The organism is Shewanella sp. MEBiC00475, assembly GCF_005234075.1.
Lineage (GTDB): Bacteria > Pseudomonadota > Gammaproteobacteria > Enterobacterales > Shewanellaceae > Shewanella > Shewanella polaris.
In genome coordinates, this window is sequence record NZ_CP039928.1 from 3,466,044 (window position 1) to 3,481,103 (window position 15,060).

15 protein-coding genes are annotated in these 15,060 nt (G+C 39.8%); 5 read left to right on the forward strand and 10 right to left on the reverse strand.

Features of this window, described 5'->3' with window-relative positions; all coding sequences use genetic code 11:
- Window positions 1–377: 377 nt before the first annotated feature.
- Window positions 378–1,757 carry a DNA repair protein RadA gene (radA, locus tag FCN25_RS15480; protein WP_137226287.1) on the forward strand — a complete coding sequence of 460 codons (1,380 nt, stop codon included), beginning with the start codon at window positions 378–380 and terminating at the stop codon, window positions 1,755–1,757.
- A gap of 95 nt (window positions 1,758–1,852) precedes the next feature.
- On the opposite strand, the gene FCN25_RS15485 is transcribed toward radA, so the two are convergent.
- The 4 genes from FCN25_RS15485 to FCN25_RS15500 form a co-directional block, all read right to left on the reverse strand.
- A complete protein-coding gene (locus tag FCN25_RS15485; RefSeq protein ID WP_137226289.1) occupies window positions 1,853–2,212 on the reverse strand; it encodes a PilZ domain-containing protein in 360 nt (119 codons plus the stop codon).
- A gap of 153 nt (window positions 2,213–2,365) precedes the next feature.
- Window positions 2,366–3,643, reverse strand: a complete 1,278-nt coding sequence (locus tag FCN25_RS15490; RefSeq protein WP_254693783.1) for a YjiH family protein — start codon at window positions 3,641–3,643, stop codon at window positions 2,366–2,368.
- Between the two features lie 440 nt (window positions 3,644–4,083).
- Window positions 4,084–5,025, reverse strand: a complete 942-nt coding sequence (locus FCN25_RS15495) for a U32 family peptidase (protein ID WP_137226293.1) — start codon at window positions 5,023–5,025, stop codon at window positions 4,084–4,086.
- A gap of 9 nt (window positions 5,026–5,034) precedes the next feature.
- Complete coding sequence (locus FCN25_RS15500; RefSeq protein WP_137226295.1) at window positions 5,035–6,036, reverse strand: peptidase U32 family protein; 1,002 nt, start codon at window positions 6,034–6,036, stop codon at window positions 5,035–5,037.
- 140 nt (window positions 6,037–6,176) lie between these two features.
- On the opposite strand from FCN25_RS15500, the gene FCN25_RS15505 reads away from it, so the two are divergent.
- Window positions 6,177–6,674, forward strand: a complete 498-nt coding sequence (locus tag FCN25_RS15505; RefSeq protein ID WP_137226297.1) for an SCP2 domain-containing protein — start codon at window positions 6,177–6,179, stop codon at window positions 6,672–6,674.
- 89 nt (window positions 6,675–6,763) lie between these two features.
- On the opposite strand, the gene FCN25_RS15510 is transcribed toward FCN25_RS15505, so the two are convergent.
- Both FCN25_RS15510 and yegQ read right to left on the reverse strand, forming a co-directional pair.
- Window positions 6,764–7,015, reverse strand: a complete 252-nt coding sequence (locus tag FCN25_RS15510) for a YfhL family 4Fe-4S dicluster ferredoxin (RefSeq protein WP_137226299.1) — start codon at window positions 7,013–7,015, stop codon at window positions 6,764–6,766.
- A gap of 12 nt (window positions 7,016–7,027) precedes the next feature.
- Window positions 7,028–8,392, reverse strand: a complete 1,365-nt coding sequence (yegQ, locus tag FCN25_RS15515; RefSeq protein ID WP_137226301.1) for a tRNA 5-hydroxyuridine modification protein YegQ — start codon at window positions 8,390–8,392, stop codon at window positions 7,028–7,030.
- A 251-nt stretch (window positions 8,393–8,643) separates the two neighbouring features.
- Here yegQ and FCN25_RS15520 point away from each other — a divergent pair, with 251 nt between their 5' ends.
- Both FCN25_RS15520 and FCN25_RS15525 read left to right on the forward strand, forming a co-directional pair.
- A complete protein-coding gene (locus FCN25_RS15520; protein WP_137226303.1) occupies window positions 8,644–9,486 on the forward strand; it encodes an HDOD domain-containing protein in 843 nt (280 codons plus the stop codon).
- Window positions 9,487–9,624: 138 nt separating this feature from the next.
- On the forward strand, window positions 9,625–11,094 hold the full coding sequence (locus FCN25_RS15525; protein WP_254693660.1) for a bifunctional diguanylate cyclase/phosphodiesterase: 1,470 nt from the start codon (window positions 9,625–9,627) through the stop codon (window positions 11,092–11,094).
- A gap of 57 nt (window positions 11,095–11,151) precedes the next feature.
- On the opposite strand, the gene FCN25_RS15530 is transcribed toward FCN25_RS15525, so the two are convergent.
- The 3 genes from FCN25_RS15530 to tnpA all read right to left on the reverse strand — a co-directional run bounded on the left by FCN25_RS15530 (window position 11,152) and on the right by tnpA (window position 13,129).
- Complete coding sequence (locus FCN25_RS15530; RefSeq protein WP_137226307.1) at window positions 11,152–11,583, reverse strand: thioesterase family protein; 432 nt, start codon at window positions 11,581–11,583, stop codon at window positions 11,152–11,154.
- A gap of 26 nt (window positions 11,584–11,609) precedes the next feature.
- Window positions 11,610–12,425, reverse strand: a complete 816-nt coding sequence (locus FCN25_RS15535; RefSeq protein ID WP_137226309.1) for an ABC transporter substrate-binding protein — start codon at window positions 12,423–12,425, stop codon at window positions 11,610–11,612.
- 287 nt (window positions 12,426–12,712) lie between these two features.
- On the reverse strand, window positions 12,713–13,129 hold the full coding sequence (gene tnpA / locus FCN25_RS15540) for an IS200/IS605 family transposase (RefSeq protein ID WP_137226311.1): 417 nt from the start codon (window positions 13,127–13,129) through the stop codon (window positions 12,713–12,715).
- 21 nt (window positions 13,130–13,150) lie between these two features.
- Between tnpA and FCN25_RS15545 the strand changes: the two genes are divergently transcribed.
- Window positions 13,151–14,365 carry an RNA-guided endonuclease TnpB family protein gene (locus FCN25_RS15545; protein WP_137221894.1) on the forward strand — a complete coding sequence of 405 codons (1,215 nt, stop codon included), beginning with the start codon at window positions 13,151–13,153 and terminating at the stop codon, window positions 14,363–14,365.
- A 215-nt stretch (window positions 14,366–14,580) separates the two neighbouring features.
- Here the strand turns inward: FCN25_RS15545 and FCN25_RS15550 are convergent, their stop codons facing one another.
- A complete protein-coding gene (locus FCN25_RS15550; protein WP_137226313.1) occupies window positions 14,581–15,054 on the reverse strand; it encodes an NYN domain-containing protein in 474 nt (157 codons plus the stop codon).
- Window positions 15,055–15,060: the final 6 nt, after the last annotated feature.

Consider the following 15,060-nt stretch of genomic DNA (forward strand, 5'->3'; position numbering starts at 1 on the left):
AAAGCGTTGATCTTTATTGCATTATACATTTATGTGTTGTTAGTAAACGATGTTGAAATGATATGCTTACGAATAGCAGCATAACTCAGATTAACATGATGTGTTACAGATAATGCAATATTGATTAAGTACTTATCCACTTATTGTTATTTATACTTAATTTTTATAAGTGTGAGCAAAATTTTAACCGTTGGCAAGATTCTGGTTAAAGAACATTATTATTGTTGTGAGCATGAGTTATTTAAGTCGCCACTTTGCTTTTGTCGATAGTCATTTGGCACAATAATAAACGCATTTTCTCTGTAACTATTGATAACTTTTTAGATCGAGTAGTTTGAATTAAAATGTCTTAATTAATTTACAACATGGGATTTAACATGGCAAAAGCTCCAAAAATGACATTTGTTTGTGACGATTGTGGTCAAGATTATCCGCGTTGGCAGGGACAATGTCGTTGTGGTGCGTGGAACTCTTTAGTTGAAATGAGGTTGTCGGCATCAAAGAGTTCAACCTCGCGTTCATCGGTATTGGGCTACGCTGGTGCTGTTGGTGGTGGTTCCAAAAAGCTGAGTGAAGTTGAATCTGTTGAAGCTGAAAAAAGACTCACTGAAATTGGTGAGTTAGACAGAGTATTAAGCGGTGGATTAACAACTGGTTCTGTTAATATTATTTCAGGTGATCCTGGTGCGGGTAAAACAACTTTGTTATCCGATTTAGTTGCACGAATGTCACAATCAATGGCGTCGTTGTACTGTACTGCAGAAGAGTCATTATCCCAATTTAAGAATCGCGTTAATCGTTTAAAGCTTAATTATAACGAAGATAACTTGTTTCTGTTGTCTGAAACCAGCGTAGAAGCGATTATTGAGGAATTAGAAGCCAAGCAAATTAAATTTGCCGTAATCGATTCTATTCAAGCAGTCGTTACAGATTCTGCAAATGGGAGTCCAGGATCGCCGTCGCAAGTTAAAACCGCTGCACAAGCGTTTACGCAATACTGTAAAAAAAATAACGTGACTATGTTTATTATTGCTCATGTGAATAAAAATAATGAAATCGCTGGACCGCAAACCTTAGTCCATATTGTGGATTCCTTGCTACATATTGACACTAATGATGGCCAAATTCGTACCTTACGAGCCAATAAAAACCGTTTTGGTGATGTCGATACCGTGGGTATTTTTCGTATGAGTGAGCGTGGAATGCTCAGTGTTGATAACCCTAGCGAAATATTTTTATCGGGCTCCACCACAGAATCACCTGGTTCGACAATTACCTGTATTCGTAAAGGTAATCGTAATTTGTTGTTAGAAATACAATGTTTAACGACTGAAACTGAGTCTGAATTTCCGCAGCGTGTATGTGTCGGTCTTAACATGAACCGAATTAAGATGTTAACGGGGATTTTACGTAAACATACTAAAACCAAGATATATCATGATACTTTTTTCAACATTGTCGGCGGATTGAAAATTGATGAATCAGAAACCTGTATTGATTTAGCGCTTGTTACGGCATTATTGAGCAGCTTAAATGACTTTGTGGTGCCTAGAACCACTTGTATTATGGGTGAGTTGAGTTTGAACGGCGATGTACGTCCAATTGACAGTGGTGTTCCAAGGGTAAAAGAAGCTGCACAGCACGGGTTTACGGAGATTTTTATTCCATTTCGGAATTACCATAAAACCATGGAAGGGTTAGGCGCCAAAATCACTCCGGTAAAAACTATTCATGAGCTACTTGAGCTCATTCATTAATCATCCATTGTGCAAATGGCTCATATAAAAAAGGTAAATCAATGATTTACCTTTTTTTGTTTTCGCGACGTTATTAATTAATTTTTTATTAGTCACTACGGAGCGATTAAAAACGTAAGTTCACGGTTTAATAGCTGGGCATCACCCATATTTAATTCAATTATTCTTCGAAGGTGGGTGATACTGTCAACATCAATATGTGTACATTTTAAGCCAAGATGTTCAGGCGTTTTATGCACAATTTCAGTTTCCATTGTTAATTCAATAGCGGAGTCTGCTAGCATAAATTTTAGCGTTAACATGCTATCTGGCTGCTCATTGTAATCTGCAGGTCTTTCTACTAAGGCGCCATTGAGACTTAAATCTAAAATTTTTGTTTGCCATGTTTTCTCTGCTTGCGTGAGGTAAGCACTGGCTGCAAATAAAATACGAGAAAACTTACGCCTATCGTCCATGGTTTGCCCTTAGTTATTCAGCATTATAATGATATGTCGTTAATGTTACTTTTTAAGCATACTCGATTTATCTCGGTTACGCAGAAAATTTTTAACATAAACTGAAGCGCATGCGCTTCAGTTTATTTAGTGGTGTTGAGTTCGCTTGTGAAATTAAACCAGCAAGTGGCCCATTAACGCAATAATAGGCAAGGTTACTAACGTTCGTAGAATAAAGATGACGAATAGTTCAAAAAAGTTAACAGGGATTTTACTGCCAATTAAAAGTGCACCCACTTCACTCATATAAATAAGCTGAGTAACAGATAAAGCAGCAATCACAAAGCGTGTTAAGTCAGATTCTATCGAACTGGCTAAAATGGATGGAATAAACATATCCGCAAAGCCAACAACAATCGTTTTTGAGGCTTCGGTAGCTTCTGGAATATGGAGTAATTCTAAAAATGGAATAAATGGCATACCTAAGTAATTAAAAATTGGTGTGTGTTCCGCTAATATCAAAGCTACTGTGCCAATAGCCATAACAACGGGGATAACACCAAATATCATATCGACAACGTTTTTAATCCCTTCAGTCAGAACATGTTTAATTCCACCAGCAGTGGATGCTCGTTGCATTGCTTGATCAAATCCCCATGAAAATACCCCATGATTAGCTGGGATCGTTTCGTCATCTTCGTGGCGAGGAGTGTTATCGATGTAAAGATCTTTCTTCCATGATAGTGGAGGTAGTTTAGGAACTATGATTGCGGCAACAAAGCCTGCTAGACATACGGTGAGATAAAATGGCGCAAAAAGATGTTCTAGTTTGACTTGTGATATCACCACTAGACTGAACGTTATTGACACTGCAGAGAACGTAGTACCTATGACAGCAGCTTCACGGGCAGTATAGAAACGGGTTTCGTATTGTTTGGTGGTCATTAAAATGCCCACGCTGCCATCACCTAACCAAGACGCCATACAGTCAATGGCACTTCGTCCTGGTAAATTAAATATTGGCCGCATCACTTTGGTTAATAAAGTACCAAAAAACTCTAATAAGCCAAAATTAAGTAATAAGGGTAATAACATACCGGCAAAAATAAATACCGAGAACAAAACTGGGACTAAATCATTGAGTACTAGGCCGCCAGTTGACGATGAAATAATCGCATCCGGTCCCACTTGCAAGTAAACCATGACAATAAAGATTGCCCCCAGTATCCGCACGACTAACCAGAATAAATTTACTTTCAGTAAAGTGCGTAAAAAAGTGTTTTTACGCACAAATTTAGGATTAATGATCTGAGTAAACAGTGAGGCGAATGCCATTAATACAACAATACAGGTAACAATAAGCTGAATCGAACTGCCCATTTGGCTTTGCAATGCTTTTGAGATGATAGCGATTGGAATGGTAATAGACCCTTCGATGTTAATTGGGGTCATAAACAATAATAAACCAATCAGTGATGGAATAATAAAGGTGAGGATTGTTTTGATGCTGTGTTTTTTCTGTGTCACGTTAAATTCACCCTACATATTTGCTTTAAGTTGGGAAAGCTGTCCTTTCCAACTGTTTATCATGGACAGACATTGAATGTCCATTCAGTTGTATTTTTTGGTAGGCAAGGTTACCCCCTTATTTACAGCTTGTAAAATGATAACTTAACCGAATAGATATTAGTGAAATGTGAGTAGTTATTTGCTTTGAAAGAATCACTTTTTATATAATGAAATACTAATTTAACTAAATGTTTAGTATTTTGTAATTAGCGTGTTTTTATTTTGGTTTTGTGGAATTTACAACTACTCGATAGCCATTAAAAAATATCAATATTGTGTCAATATATGACCTATTGATTAATGGCTAGCGAGTGTTTTTTAGATTATAGCCTTGGAGGATTGGACTCAAGCACATAATCCATACCGGGTAATCCTAACCAATAACCATTGCAATGATGGCTGGCCGCCGACACAGATTTATTGTCATTAAACTGTTTTGTGAACAGTGCTTCTTTGTTAAGTGTATCCGTTTTGACTTGTTCTAAAGCATGGGCTAAGTCTGAACCCAGAGTTATATCGGCTAATTTGTTAGGTGATATTCGCCAGTAATCAATTCCCATATCGAGCATCTGTGGGATTTGGTTAATTAAATTTACCTGCGCCGCTGATTGAGTTTGGATGCCATTTAGACGCAATAAGGGTTGCGATTCTTGTGTTTGAGCAAGTAAGCCTTTGCTATGACGTTGGCAAATGGTTTGGCATTTATCTTTAGGTAACCGGTAATGTTTGGCAGTAAAACAGCGCGCTGAGAGTGCTAATGGCATATAGCCATGGCCAAGCACTTCTATTTCAAAAGCCGGTTTACCGCCGTAGTTGATAACGTTACTTAACCATTGTTGCGATAATTCACATGGCATAACAAAGCGGTACATCCCTTTACGGTGCAATAAATCAAGACTGGTTCGATTATAATTATTGATTGTTGGCCCACAAACAAAAGGGACTTTAGCTTGGTGTGCATAATGTACTGCAGCCATGTCATTAGCCTCAATACTGAAATCACCATTATCGATAGCACGCTTTAATTCGTTAAGTTCAGATTGTGCTTCTATCAGGGCCATTGTTGATAGCACCACATGCTTACCATGAGATTTAAGCATATTCGCGAGTTCAAGGTAGTCATTAAACTTCACTTCTCGACGGCGACTGCATACCGTTTCACCTAAATATACGGTATCGATATCACTTAAAGCAACGTGTTGATAAAACGCTTCTACGTTAGGTTTTGACCAACAGTAGCTAATTGGAGCAAGAGATATTTTCATTTTATAACCTTATTGCCATTGACGCTCGTAAGCACCCAATGTTGTTATTTGTCCTTCGGATACTTTTGCTAACACTTGTGCCCATTGTGGTTGTTCGCAAAACGACTCGGGGTTGGCGAAATAAGTGTCAATCGCGCTACGCCAAACTTGAGTAACTTGGCTCACATAAGCAGGACTTCGTTGTCGTCCTTCAATTTTGAGTGATTTTATTCCTGCTTGAGCCAGTTGAGGCAATAAGCTTAACGTATTTAAGCTGGTGGGTGACTCAAGTAAATATTTCGCGTCATGGTCATACTCGGCAATATAACGGCCCTTACAGACCACAGGATACCCAAGTTGCTGGCTTATATCAGCTTTATCGATTAACACGTCATTAAGCCTGGTGAGTTTATCATTGCCGTCATCTTGCCAACGCACATGATTGGCTGGCGAGCACGACCCGCCAGTATTAGGTGATTGTCCTGTCACATAGGACGATAAATGACATCGACCCTCAGCCATAATACATAGACTGCCAAAGGCAAAGACTTCAAGTTCGACCGGGCTGACTTTAGCTAAATCTCGTACTTGTTTTATTGACAGTACTCTAGGGAGAACGGCACGTTCGATATTAAATGCTTCTTTATAAAACGACAGCGCCCCTAAATTGGTCGCACTAGCCTGTACAGACAAATGCAAGGTAAGGTGAGGGTAGTGCTGGTGGGCATAATCTAGCAATGACAAATCAGCAACAATGAGGGCGTCCATTTCTAATTGAGCTGCTAAATCAACAGCTTGATACCAGCGATGTTCTTGTCCAGGTTTCGGGAAGGTGTTAAGGGTTAAAAATACTTTTCGTCCTTGGCCATGAGCCAGTTTGGTAGCTTGCGCTAGTTGAAGGGTCGAAAAGTTTAAACCGGCAAAGGAACGCGCATTGGTGTCATCTTTAAGTCCGAGATAAACCGCATCAGCGCCAGCGTTAAGTGCGGCTTTGAGTGACGCTATATTACCGGCGGGGCATAAGAGTTCCATGTTGGTGTTCTCGTTTTTTTCAAAGATCAGGAGTGTAAATGTGATTGAGTTAACATGAATTGATTTAAAACAGGTTTAGTTAGATAAATTGCCAGTAGACTATCTTAATTAATAGTTATTTTTGTAGGCAGGTATTTACAATGGCTCAAGCGTTTGCACACCAATTTTCACAACACTTATTACATATTGCGCCTAAGGTGGGTCGTCGTTCGCTTAATTTGATGCCAGATAAGTTAAAAATGATCGCGCTCAATAAGCTATTGAATTTAGTGTTAACAGAACAATTAAAGTCAGATGAACTCCATTTCCTCAAACAAAAGTGGGTAGGGATCTGTATTGATGATATTGGTTTACACTTTGAGGTGGGTATTGAACAAGAATTGCGAGTGCGAGGATTAACTCAGCCGGATGTGACATTAAGTGCCAATGTGCCTGAGTTAATTTTAGTTGCAGCGGGCAAGGAAGATCCCGATACACTGTTTTTTCAACGTAAATTACGTATTGAAGGGGATACTGAATTAGGTTTAGAAGTAAAAAACCTATTAATGTCTATTGAGTTAGATAATTTACCTAAACCTGCTCAAGTGGGAATAGAACAAATGGCAAAATTACTGCATGCATTACAAACCAAGGATTAACATTGGCGATAATAAACGGCGTTATTCGCGCTGTTTTTTTGCATTTATTATTCTCAAATTATAAATAAATTGTTGAGCCTCTTAAGTATCTAGCCTTTACCTGTGAGTACTTTATATTTTATTAATAACTCGTCTTGCGACTCGACGTGTTTGGGGTCGGGATCGATACAGTCAATCGGACACACAGATACACATGTCGGTTTGTCATAATGGCCAACACATTCGGTGCATAATGCGGGATCAATTTCATACACTTCTTCACCCATAGTAATGGCCTCATTAGGACATTCGGGTTCGCACATATCACAATTAATACAGCTATCGTCAATAATTAATGCCATAAAAACCTTAAGTTAAGCAGGTTGATGAGGGTTTCGAGTGTCCATTCCCTCAGGTAAATTACGCATTAGCATGGCTTTATCGACATTGATATTATGTGGAATGGCCATAAATACAAAATGACCCGAACCCAGTGCAGCATCGATTTGCTCATTTTTACGATTCACTAATGATTCAATAGTGATAACAAAATTACCTTCGGTTGTCATCACTTCTACACTGTCACCAACAGAGAATTTATTTTTCACATCAATTTCTGCCAACCCTTGCTCGTTACGTTTGCCGGTAAACTCACCCACAAACTGCTGACTGTCGCTAACCGAATGACCATATTGATAGTTTTGATATTCATCATGAACATGACGGCGTAAAAAACCTTCGGTATAACCACGATGGGCTAAACCTTCAAGGTTATTCATTAAAGTACGATCAAAGTCTTTTCCTGCGGCTGCATCTTCTATGGCCTGACGATACAATTGTGCTGTGCGCGCAACATAGTAAAAAGACTTAGTACGACCTTCAATTTTTAATGAATCAACGCCCATTCTGGTCAAGCGATCCACATGTTGAATGGCTCGCAAATCCTTTGAATTCATAATATAGGTGCCGTGTTCATCTTCAAAAGCTGGCATATACTCGCCAGGACGACCAGCTTCTTGTAACAGAATTATGTCGCTACTGGGTTGTCCAGAGCCTAATGTTGGGTTTTCTAGCTGCACAGTTGGTGCTACAGGGATGATATCGCCAGAATCGGTTTGCTGTGCTTGATGCACATCATATTTCCAACGGCACGCATTGGTACAAGTGCCTTGATTGGGATCGCGTTTATTCATGTAACCAGACAATAAACAACGGCCAGAATACGCCATGCACAATGCACCATGAACAAATACTTCAAGCTCAATATCTGGACAACGTTGACGGATCTCTTCAATTTCATCTAATGACAATTCACGAGATAAAATGACCCGTTTAATACCTTGTTGCTGCCAGAATTTGACGGATGCCCAATTAATAGCATTAGCTTGAACTGATAAGTGAACCACTTGCTCTGGAAACGTTTCGCGCACCATCATTATTAACCCAGGATCTGACATGATCACCGCATCGGGTTTCATCGCAATCACGGGTTCCATGTCTTTAATATATGTTTTTAGCTTGGCATTGTGTGGTGCAATATTGCTGACGACATATAATTTTTTGCCTAGGGCGTGAGCTTCTTCAATACCAGAAGCAAGATTTTCCATTTTGAAATCATTATTTCGCACTCGTAAACTGTAACGAGGTTGGCCTGCATAAACAGCATCTGCGCCATAAGCAAAGGCGTAACGCATATTTTTAAGTGTACCAGCGGGAGATAATAATTCAGGTTTAAACATGGTTTTTCTCGACCTAGTTGAACATGGTATGATTCAAGGGCCGAAGCTTACTTAAGGATATTAGCTGGGACAAATATAGCCTTGGTATTTGTGAGGTTGGTTGTGTTTTTAGAGTATTGAAGAATTTTTTTACCGATAAACCAAAACCGAAAGCTATAATTAATTGAATTCTAGTTAGCTCAGTGATCGCAAACGTTTTCGGTTTGGGTATATAATCTTAATATTAGTAATTATTTATTTATGGAGACTTCATGTCCACGGAACATCAACTCTTGGTAGGACTATTAAAAAAGCTTAAAGATGACGCTTTAGTTCTACCAACATTACCTGAAGTGGCTATGCGTGTTCAAGAAGTTGTGTCCCGCCAAGATTCAAGCCTTAAACAAGTAGCAGACATTATAGGGCAAGATGCTGCGATTTCAGCGCGTATTATTAAAGTGGCTAACAGTGCTTTATATTCTCGTGGTAATAAAGCAGAAAGCATCAATGCCGCGGTGAGCCGTATTGGCTTAGTACAAATTAAGTCCATTACGACGTCTGTGGCTATGGAGCAGTTATTTATCTCAACAAACGAAATGGTTTGGGAGGTAATGGACGAAGTATGGAAAACATCTATTGAAGTGACCGCTTCATCTTGTGCGGTGCTTGAAATGTATAACAAACGCCATCCCACTAAAAAATTAGACCGTGACACGCTTACCCTTGCGGGTTTAGTGCATAATATTGGTGCATTACCGGTATTAACTGAAGCAGAAGTTCACCCAGAATTGTTTAGCCGAATTGAAGACTTACGCAGTTTAGTGCGTAAAATGCAGGGGCCGATTGGTCGTGCTGTATTAAAAACTTGGGACTTTGCTCCTGAGGTGATGGAAGTGGTGGAACGCTGGGCAGACTTACATTACATGCCTGAAAAAGTGACTTATCTAGATTTTATTCGGTCTGCTGCATTTTATACCGGAGAGTTGCGTGCGGGTGAAGAATTAGAGGAAAGATTAGGCGTTTTTGCTGAGCGAGGCTTACCCGTGACCCCAGAAGATCTTGCTAGTGATGAGTTTATTGAATTGTACCATTCGATTAAACAAAGTTACGAATAGTCGTATTGGGCTTATTGTTACCAATTAGAGTCATTGAGCCAACACAATATAATATTCAAATATAATGCTAATTTAACGTATAAAGAAAGCATAAAATTAGAACATAATGAATACATAATGAATTATTTGCTGATAACGATGTTATTTATACTTACGGTTATGCTGTGCATTGTCGGGTATTTTTATTGGCGTCAATATCGATTTATTCGGCAATTAACTCGTTCACTTGAATTACAATTATTAAATCAAGATTCATTTGTAATCGATTCACCTTCAATATTATTAAAACCCCTTGCTAACGCCCTCAATAATTTACATCAATCAAATTATTTAAGTAGTGAACGAGATAAGTTAACGGGATTAGCTAATCGTGTCGGTTTTAAACGCAGAATGCTGTCCATAATGCCTATTTCAGAAGGCATGTTAGTGCTGATAGATATTCGACAATTTCGTTTTGTAAATGATTTGTTTGGTTTTATATTTGGCGATAAACTTCTAAAAGCGTTTGCTAAAAAAATCACTAACCTCAACTGTAAAGCACAATTTATCGCAAGGATGAACGGTAATGAGTTTCTATTATTTTTTCATAACCCGTTGACTAGTGAACAATTGCTTGCGATAAAAAATGATTTACAAACCCTGTTCGAAATAGAACAACAACCGATTAGCATCAAAGTGCAGCTTGGCGTCTTATCGTTAAATGAACACCATGCCGATGTCAGTTTAATGTTGCGCCGATTAGATTTAGCACTGAAAAAAGCCAAAACATTAAAACAGCAGATGGCTTTTTATGATCAAGATGACGATATAGCACAGTATCGAGAATTGCTAATTATCAATGGCTTACCTAAAGGTTTAAAGCAAAACCAACTGTTTATGGTGTTTCAGCCTAAGTTGGATATAAAAAGTGGTCGATGTAAACAGGTTGAAGCTTTGATCCGTTGGCAACATGAAGGCTTAGGATTAATTTCACCTAGTGAGTTTATTCCACTCGCGGAACAAACGGGTATGATCGAAATGTTAAGTGCTTGGGTGCTTGATAAGGTCATCGCTCAACAAGCTAAATGGCGCAATTTGGGGATTTACATTAATGTGGCTCTAAACTTGTCATCTACTGATTTAGATAATCCCAATTTAGCTGTCGATGTTGCCACTAAACTATCCCAATACCTAGTTCCTGCCGAATCGATTACTATTGAAATCACCGAAAGTGCTTTAATGACATCTGTCGAAAATACCATTGTTATTTTAAATCAATTGCGTGATATTGGGGTTAAACTTGCCATTGATGATTTTGGTACAGGGCATTCATCGTTGGCATATTTACGTTATCTCCCTGTAGATGAAGTTAAGATTGATAAAGCCTTTTTAAATGAATTTGAAACCTCTACTGCTGCCAAACACATTGTGAAGACCAGTATAGAACTGGCTAAAAATTTGGGTTTTAAAGTGACGGTTGAAGGCGTTGAATCAAAATCAGTATTAGAGGTGTTAACGGGTTTTGGAGTAGATACCATTCAAGGTGATTACTTTGCTAAGCCATTCACAGTTTGCGAGTTTGAACATAGTTACCCGCAACTTAACTATCCGATATCTAATGGCTCATAGGTTGTGTGTTAATGCCTTATAAAACTGAATGCAGTTTTTTAGGTAGAGAGTGAATGATTAAAATCCAACTGACAACTGACTGATTAATGTTGCAGGCATAGGCGCCAACTGACGTTTTTGATTCATGCAAACCATTTCTATTGTTGCTGTTACTGCGGGTTTTTTAGCATTTTGCCGCCATATTTCCTGTTTCCATACTGTGCGGTACTTACTCTCAAAATAAAATTGCGTGCGCACATCGATAATATCTGCAAACTCAACGCCATCGTGACATAACATATCGCTGCGATAGACAGCAAAACCCAATTGTTGTTGCTGCCAAAGCTGGCTGAGTACCTCAGCGCCAATGACATGTTCCCGCGCACGTTCAAAATACTTTAAAAAATTTGGATGATAAACTACGCCAGAAAAATCAGTATCTTCATAATAAATTTGTACAGCAAAAGAGTAGATTGGACTGTATTTAGGCTCCGCAGGAGAATGGCTCATATCGCTATGACCTTATAATATTGTGGTTAATCATTTTCAGGCTGAAGCAGTTGCTGATATTTACCCTGCTTTTGCAATGTTAATAGCCCTTCGTCTAATAACTGGCTAAGGCGCTCTGCTTGCGGATTTTGTTTAGAGAACGCGACAAAAATTTCACTTTTATGGTTAATGAATTTAGCCATTATATCGTCTTCAACCCCTATCTGTTGAATATAAACATCTGCTACAAGATCGAACATAATCGCGGTATCAATTCGGCCTACTAATAATAAATTGATCAGCTGACGTTGACTGTTGACCGTGATGACTTGCAATTTTCGTTGTTCAACCAGTGTGTTGAATTCGTCACCATATTCATAACCATTCACAATCCCGATAATACTTCTGCTTGGGAGCTGCCATTTATTATTGGCGATTATAGGGTGTTCTTTAGCAAAGAAAAAAGAAGCGGTTACGGTAAAAAGAGGCTCATTACCAAACACAAAGCGATCAATGGTACTTTGCTCCCGAGTGACATTAAATACGCCATCAACAGAACCTCGCTCGGTCATTATGAGTCCGCGAGTATAAGGCACTACAATAGTTGAAACGTCTACATCAACTTGTTTGAAGGCTTGATGAATTAGATTATGAGAAATGCCGCTTCCAAATTCGTTGGCAAAAGGCGGCCAGCCATCTTCAGCTGCTAAAGTGATTTTTAATGGCTCGGCTAATGTTGTTTTTGGTGTGAGAATAACGCAAAAGATCACCAATGCCAGTAAAGTAACCTGTGCAGATATATTGCGCACTTTGTAGGTTAAAATATAATCAACCAGGGTCTTTGGGTAACCTATTAACGACATATCATCCTTTATTAAATATTTTAATCATATCAAGTGAATAATACCATCTTTACTACCCAAGTGGTATTTACTGAGTGGGGTTAAAATGTAGATAATAATCATGATAATCAATAGCCATCAGCAATGTATTAATAGCCTAAGACTATAAACTGATTTCGTGAAAATTTATTATTACAATATTGGTAACCCTAATACAGTGATCTTAAATTTATCAGACGCGCCGTAAAACCCCGTCCTTCAGGTCGGGGATGTAAGGCACTGGCAGCGTAGCTGGCTCGGTTTTGATTTTAGTGCGGCGTTTGTTGCTGCTCAATGTATCGGCGAATCACGTCGATAGGTGCGCCACCGCAACTGCCCGCAAAATAGCTGGGAGACCACAGTGCGCCGCCCCACAATTTTTTCGTGATGGACGGATATTTTTTCTTGCGAATCATGCGGCTGGAAACGCCCTTTAGACTATTCACGAGTGCCGATACCGCTATTTTCGGTGGGTAATTAACGAGTAAGTGAACGTGGTCGTCTTCGCCATCGAATTCAATCAATTCAGCCCCAAAATCCGCGCATACAGCTGCAAAGAGGGGTTTAAGCTCATCGAGTATTTCCTTGGTGAATACTTCGCGCCGATACTTAGTCACAAAGACCAAGTGAACGTGCATATTGAATACACAATGTCTACCGTGTCGAATATCGTTGTTTGTTTGCATAGGCCAAACTATACTTTGGCTATGGAACGACTACAAGCCTTCAAATTCGAGCTACAGCCCAACGGCGAGCAAGTGCGCAATATGCGTCGCTTTGCAGGTACGTGTCGGTTCGTCTATAACAAGGCGTTGGCGTTGCAGAAAGATAACCACGAAACGGGAAATAAGTTCATAGGCTATGTGCCAATGGCGGCGGATCTGCCGAAGTGGAAGCGCGAAGCGGGCTTCGACTGGATTAAGAATTCCCCCTCGCAAGCGCTGCAACATGCGCTCAAGGATTTAGAAAAAGCCTTCAAGGGATTTTTTGAAAAGCGCACGGATTTTCCGCGTTTCAAAAAGAAAGGCAGTGGCGATAGTTTTCGCTATCCAGAACCCAAGCAAATCAAATTAGACCAAGCCAATGACCGTATTTTCCTGCCCAAGCTGGGGTGGCTAAAATACCGTAAAAGCAGAGATGTATTGGGCGAAGTGCGTAACGCCACGGTAAGTCAATCAGGTGGCAAGTGGTTTGTGTCGATTCAAACACGGCGCGATGTTGAGATTGTGCCAGTGGCTACAAGCGCCATAGGTATTGATGTGGGCATTGCGCGTTTTGCGGCAATGAATGACGGTAGCTATATTGAGCCGAAAAACAGCTTCAAAACGCAGATGCAGCGGCTGGCTAAATATCAGCGGCGCATGAGCAAGAAAGTGAAGTTCAGTGCCAATTGGAAAAAGGCCAAGGCCAAGGTCACACAAATACACGTCGATATCGGCAATGTTCGTAAGGATTTTCTGCATAAGCACACACATACCCTCAGCAAAAACCACGCGCTGGTATGTGTAGAAGACTTGCAGATTAAGAATATGTCGAAATCATCAAAAGGTACGGCGGAAAAGCATGGCAAGAAAGTAGCGCAAAAATCGGGCTTAAACCGCGCCATTCTCGACCAAGGCTGGGGTGAGTTTAGGCGACAACTGGAATACAAAACCGCTTGGAATGGCGGCGTTTTGCTCGCGGTGCCTGCGCAATACACCAGCCAAACTTGCCCTTGCTGTGGCCATGTATCAAAGGATAATCGCAAAACCCAAGCGCAATTTTTGTGTGTAGATTGTAACTACGAAAATAACGCCGATGTTGTCGGCGCTATCAATATATTAGAGCGCGGGCAGCGCTTGTTAGCCTGTGGAGAAACGGCAGCTTTAGGCCGCTCTGTGAAGCAGGAACCCATCGAAGCGACTAAGCTGAAAACTGCTTAGCGCCGTAGGAATCCCCTTCTATTCCGCGTAGCGGCAAAATCCTTTTGGGGATTTTGAGGTGGGGGAGGATGTCAATCATTGGTTCTTTGTAACGTTTCTCTGAGTTACTCATAATGTAAGTCTTCAATTTAATGTTTGAAAAGTTTAATTGAAGTTTAGCATTATTAGAATAAGTACTGCCATCGACGAAATCTGAAAAACGATTGCGCAAATGATTAAATTAATAGCGTGCTATCAATGGCTGTAAATTGCTGACATTGGTCGGTTAACGACTTTGCAGTAAGGCGCTCAACACTAATTACATGGGTGTAGCATGTCGTTGTTTGATTGATTTTTTTAAGTAACAAATCGAAATCGCCATCTCCAGACAGTAAAATGACTTCATCTACTGTAGGCGCTATCTCAAGCATGTCGATGGTAATCCCAACATCCCAATCACCTTTTGCAGAGCCATCACTACGTTGAATATAGGGCTTAGTTTTCACGGTAAAGCCAATATGTTTTAGTGCGTCTTGAAACTTTACCTGTCCGTCATCTGCAGGCGCTATTGCGTAGGCAATAGCGTGGCTGATGTTACCTTGAGCAGATAAACGTTTATATAAGGCACGGTAATTAAATGAACGCCCAAAACCTTGTTTACAGGTGTAATAAATATTTTGCACATCTACGAATACAGCAAGCGTTGTCATTATTAC

Coding starts and splice junctions, on each gene's coding strand:
- radA (WP_137226287.1), top strand. CDS start 378: ATGGCAAAAGCTCCAAAAATGACATTTGTTTGTGACGATTGTGGTCAA.
- FCN25_RS15485 (WP_137226289.1), bottom strand. CDS start 2,212: ATGGACGATAGGCGTAAGTTTTCTCGTATTTTATTTGCAGCCAGTGCT.
- FCN25_RS15490 (WP_254693783.1), bottom strand. CDS start 3,643: ATGACCCCAATTAACATCGAAGGGTCTATTACCATTCCAATCGCTATC.
- FCN25_RS15495 (WP_137226293.1), bottom strand. CDS start 5,025: ATGAAAATATCTCTTGCTCCAATTAGCTACTGTTGGTCAAAACCTAAC.
- FCN25_RS15500 (WP_137226295.1), bottom strand. CDS start 6,036: ATGGAACTCTTATGCCCCGCCGGTAATATAGCGTCACTCAAAGCCGCA.
- FCN25_RS15505 (WP_137226297.1), top strand. CDS start 6,177: ATGGCTCAAGCGTTTGCACACCAATTTTCACAACACTTATTACATATT.
- FCN25_RS15510 (WP_137226299.1), bottom strand. CDS start 7,015: ATGGCATTAATTATTGACGATAGCTGTATTAATTGTGATATGTGCGAA.
- yegQ (WP_137226301.1), bottom strand. CDS start 8,392: ATGTTTAAACCTGAATTATTATCTCCCGCTGGTACACTTAAAAATATG.
- FCN25_RS15520 (WP_137226303.1), top strand. CDS start 8,644: ATGTCCACGGAACATCAACTCTTGGTAGGACTATTAAAAAAGCTTAAA.
- FCN25_RS15525 (WP_254693660.1), top strand. CDS start 9,625: ATGTTATTTATACTTACGGTTATGCTGTGCATTGTCGGGTATTTTTAT.
- FCN25_RS15530 (WP_137226307.1), bottom strand. CDS start 11,583: ATGAGCCATTCTCCTGCGGAGCCTAAATACAGTCCAATCTACTCTTTT.
- FCN25_RS15535 (WP_137226309.1), bottom strand. CDS start 12,425: ATGTCGTTAATAGGTTACCCAAAGACCCTGGTTGATTATATTTTAACC.
- tnpA (WP_137226311.1), bottom strand. CDS start 13,129: ATGCAAACAAACAACGATATTCGACACGGTAGACATTGTGTATTCAAT.
- FCN25_RS15545 (WP_137221894.1), top strand. CDS start 13,151: ATGGAACGACTACAAGCCTTCAAATTCGAGCTACAGCCCAACGGCGAG.
- FCN25_RS15550 (WP_137226313.1), bottom strand. CDS start 15,054: ATGACAACGCTTGCTGTATTCGTAGATGTGCAAAATATTTATTACACC.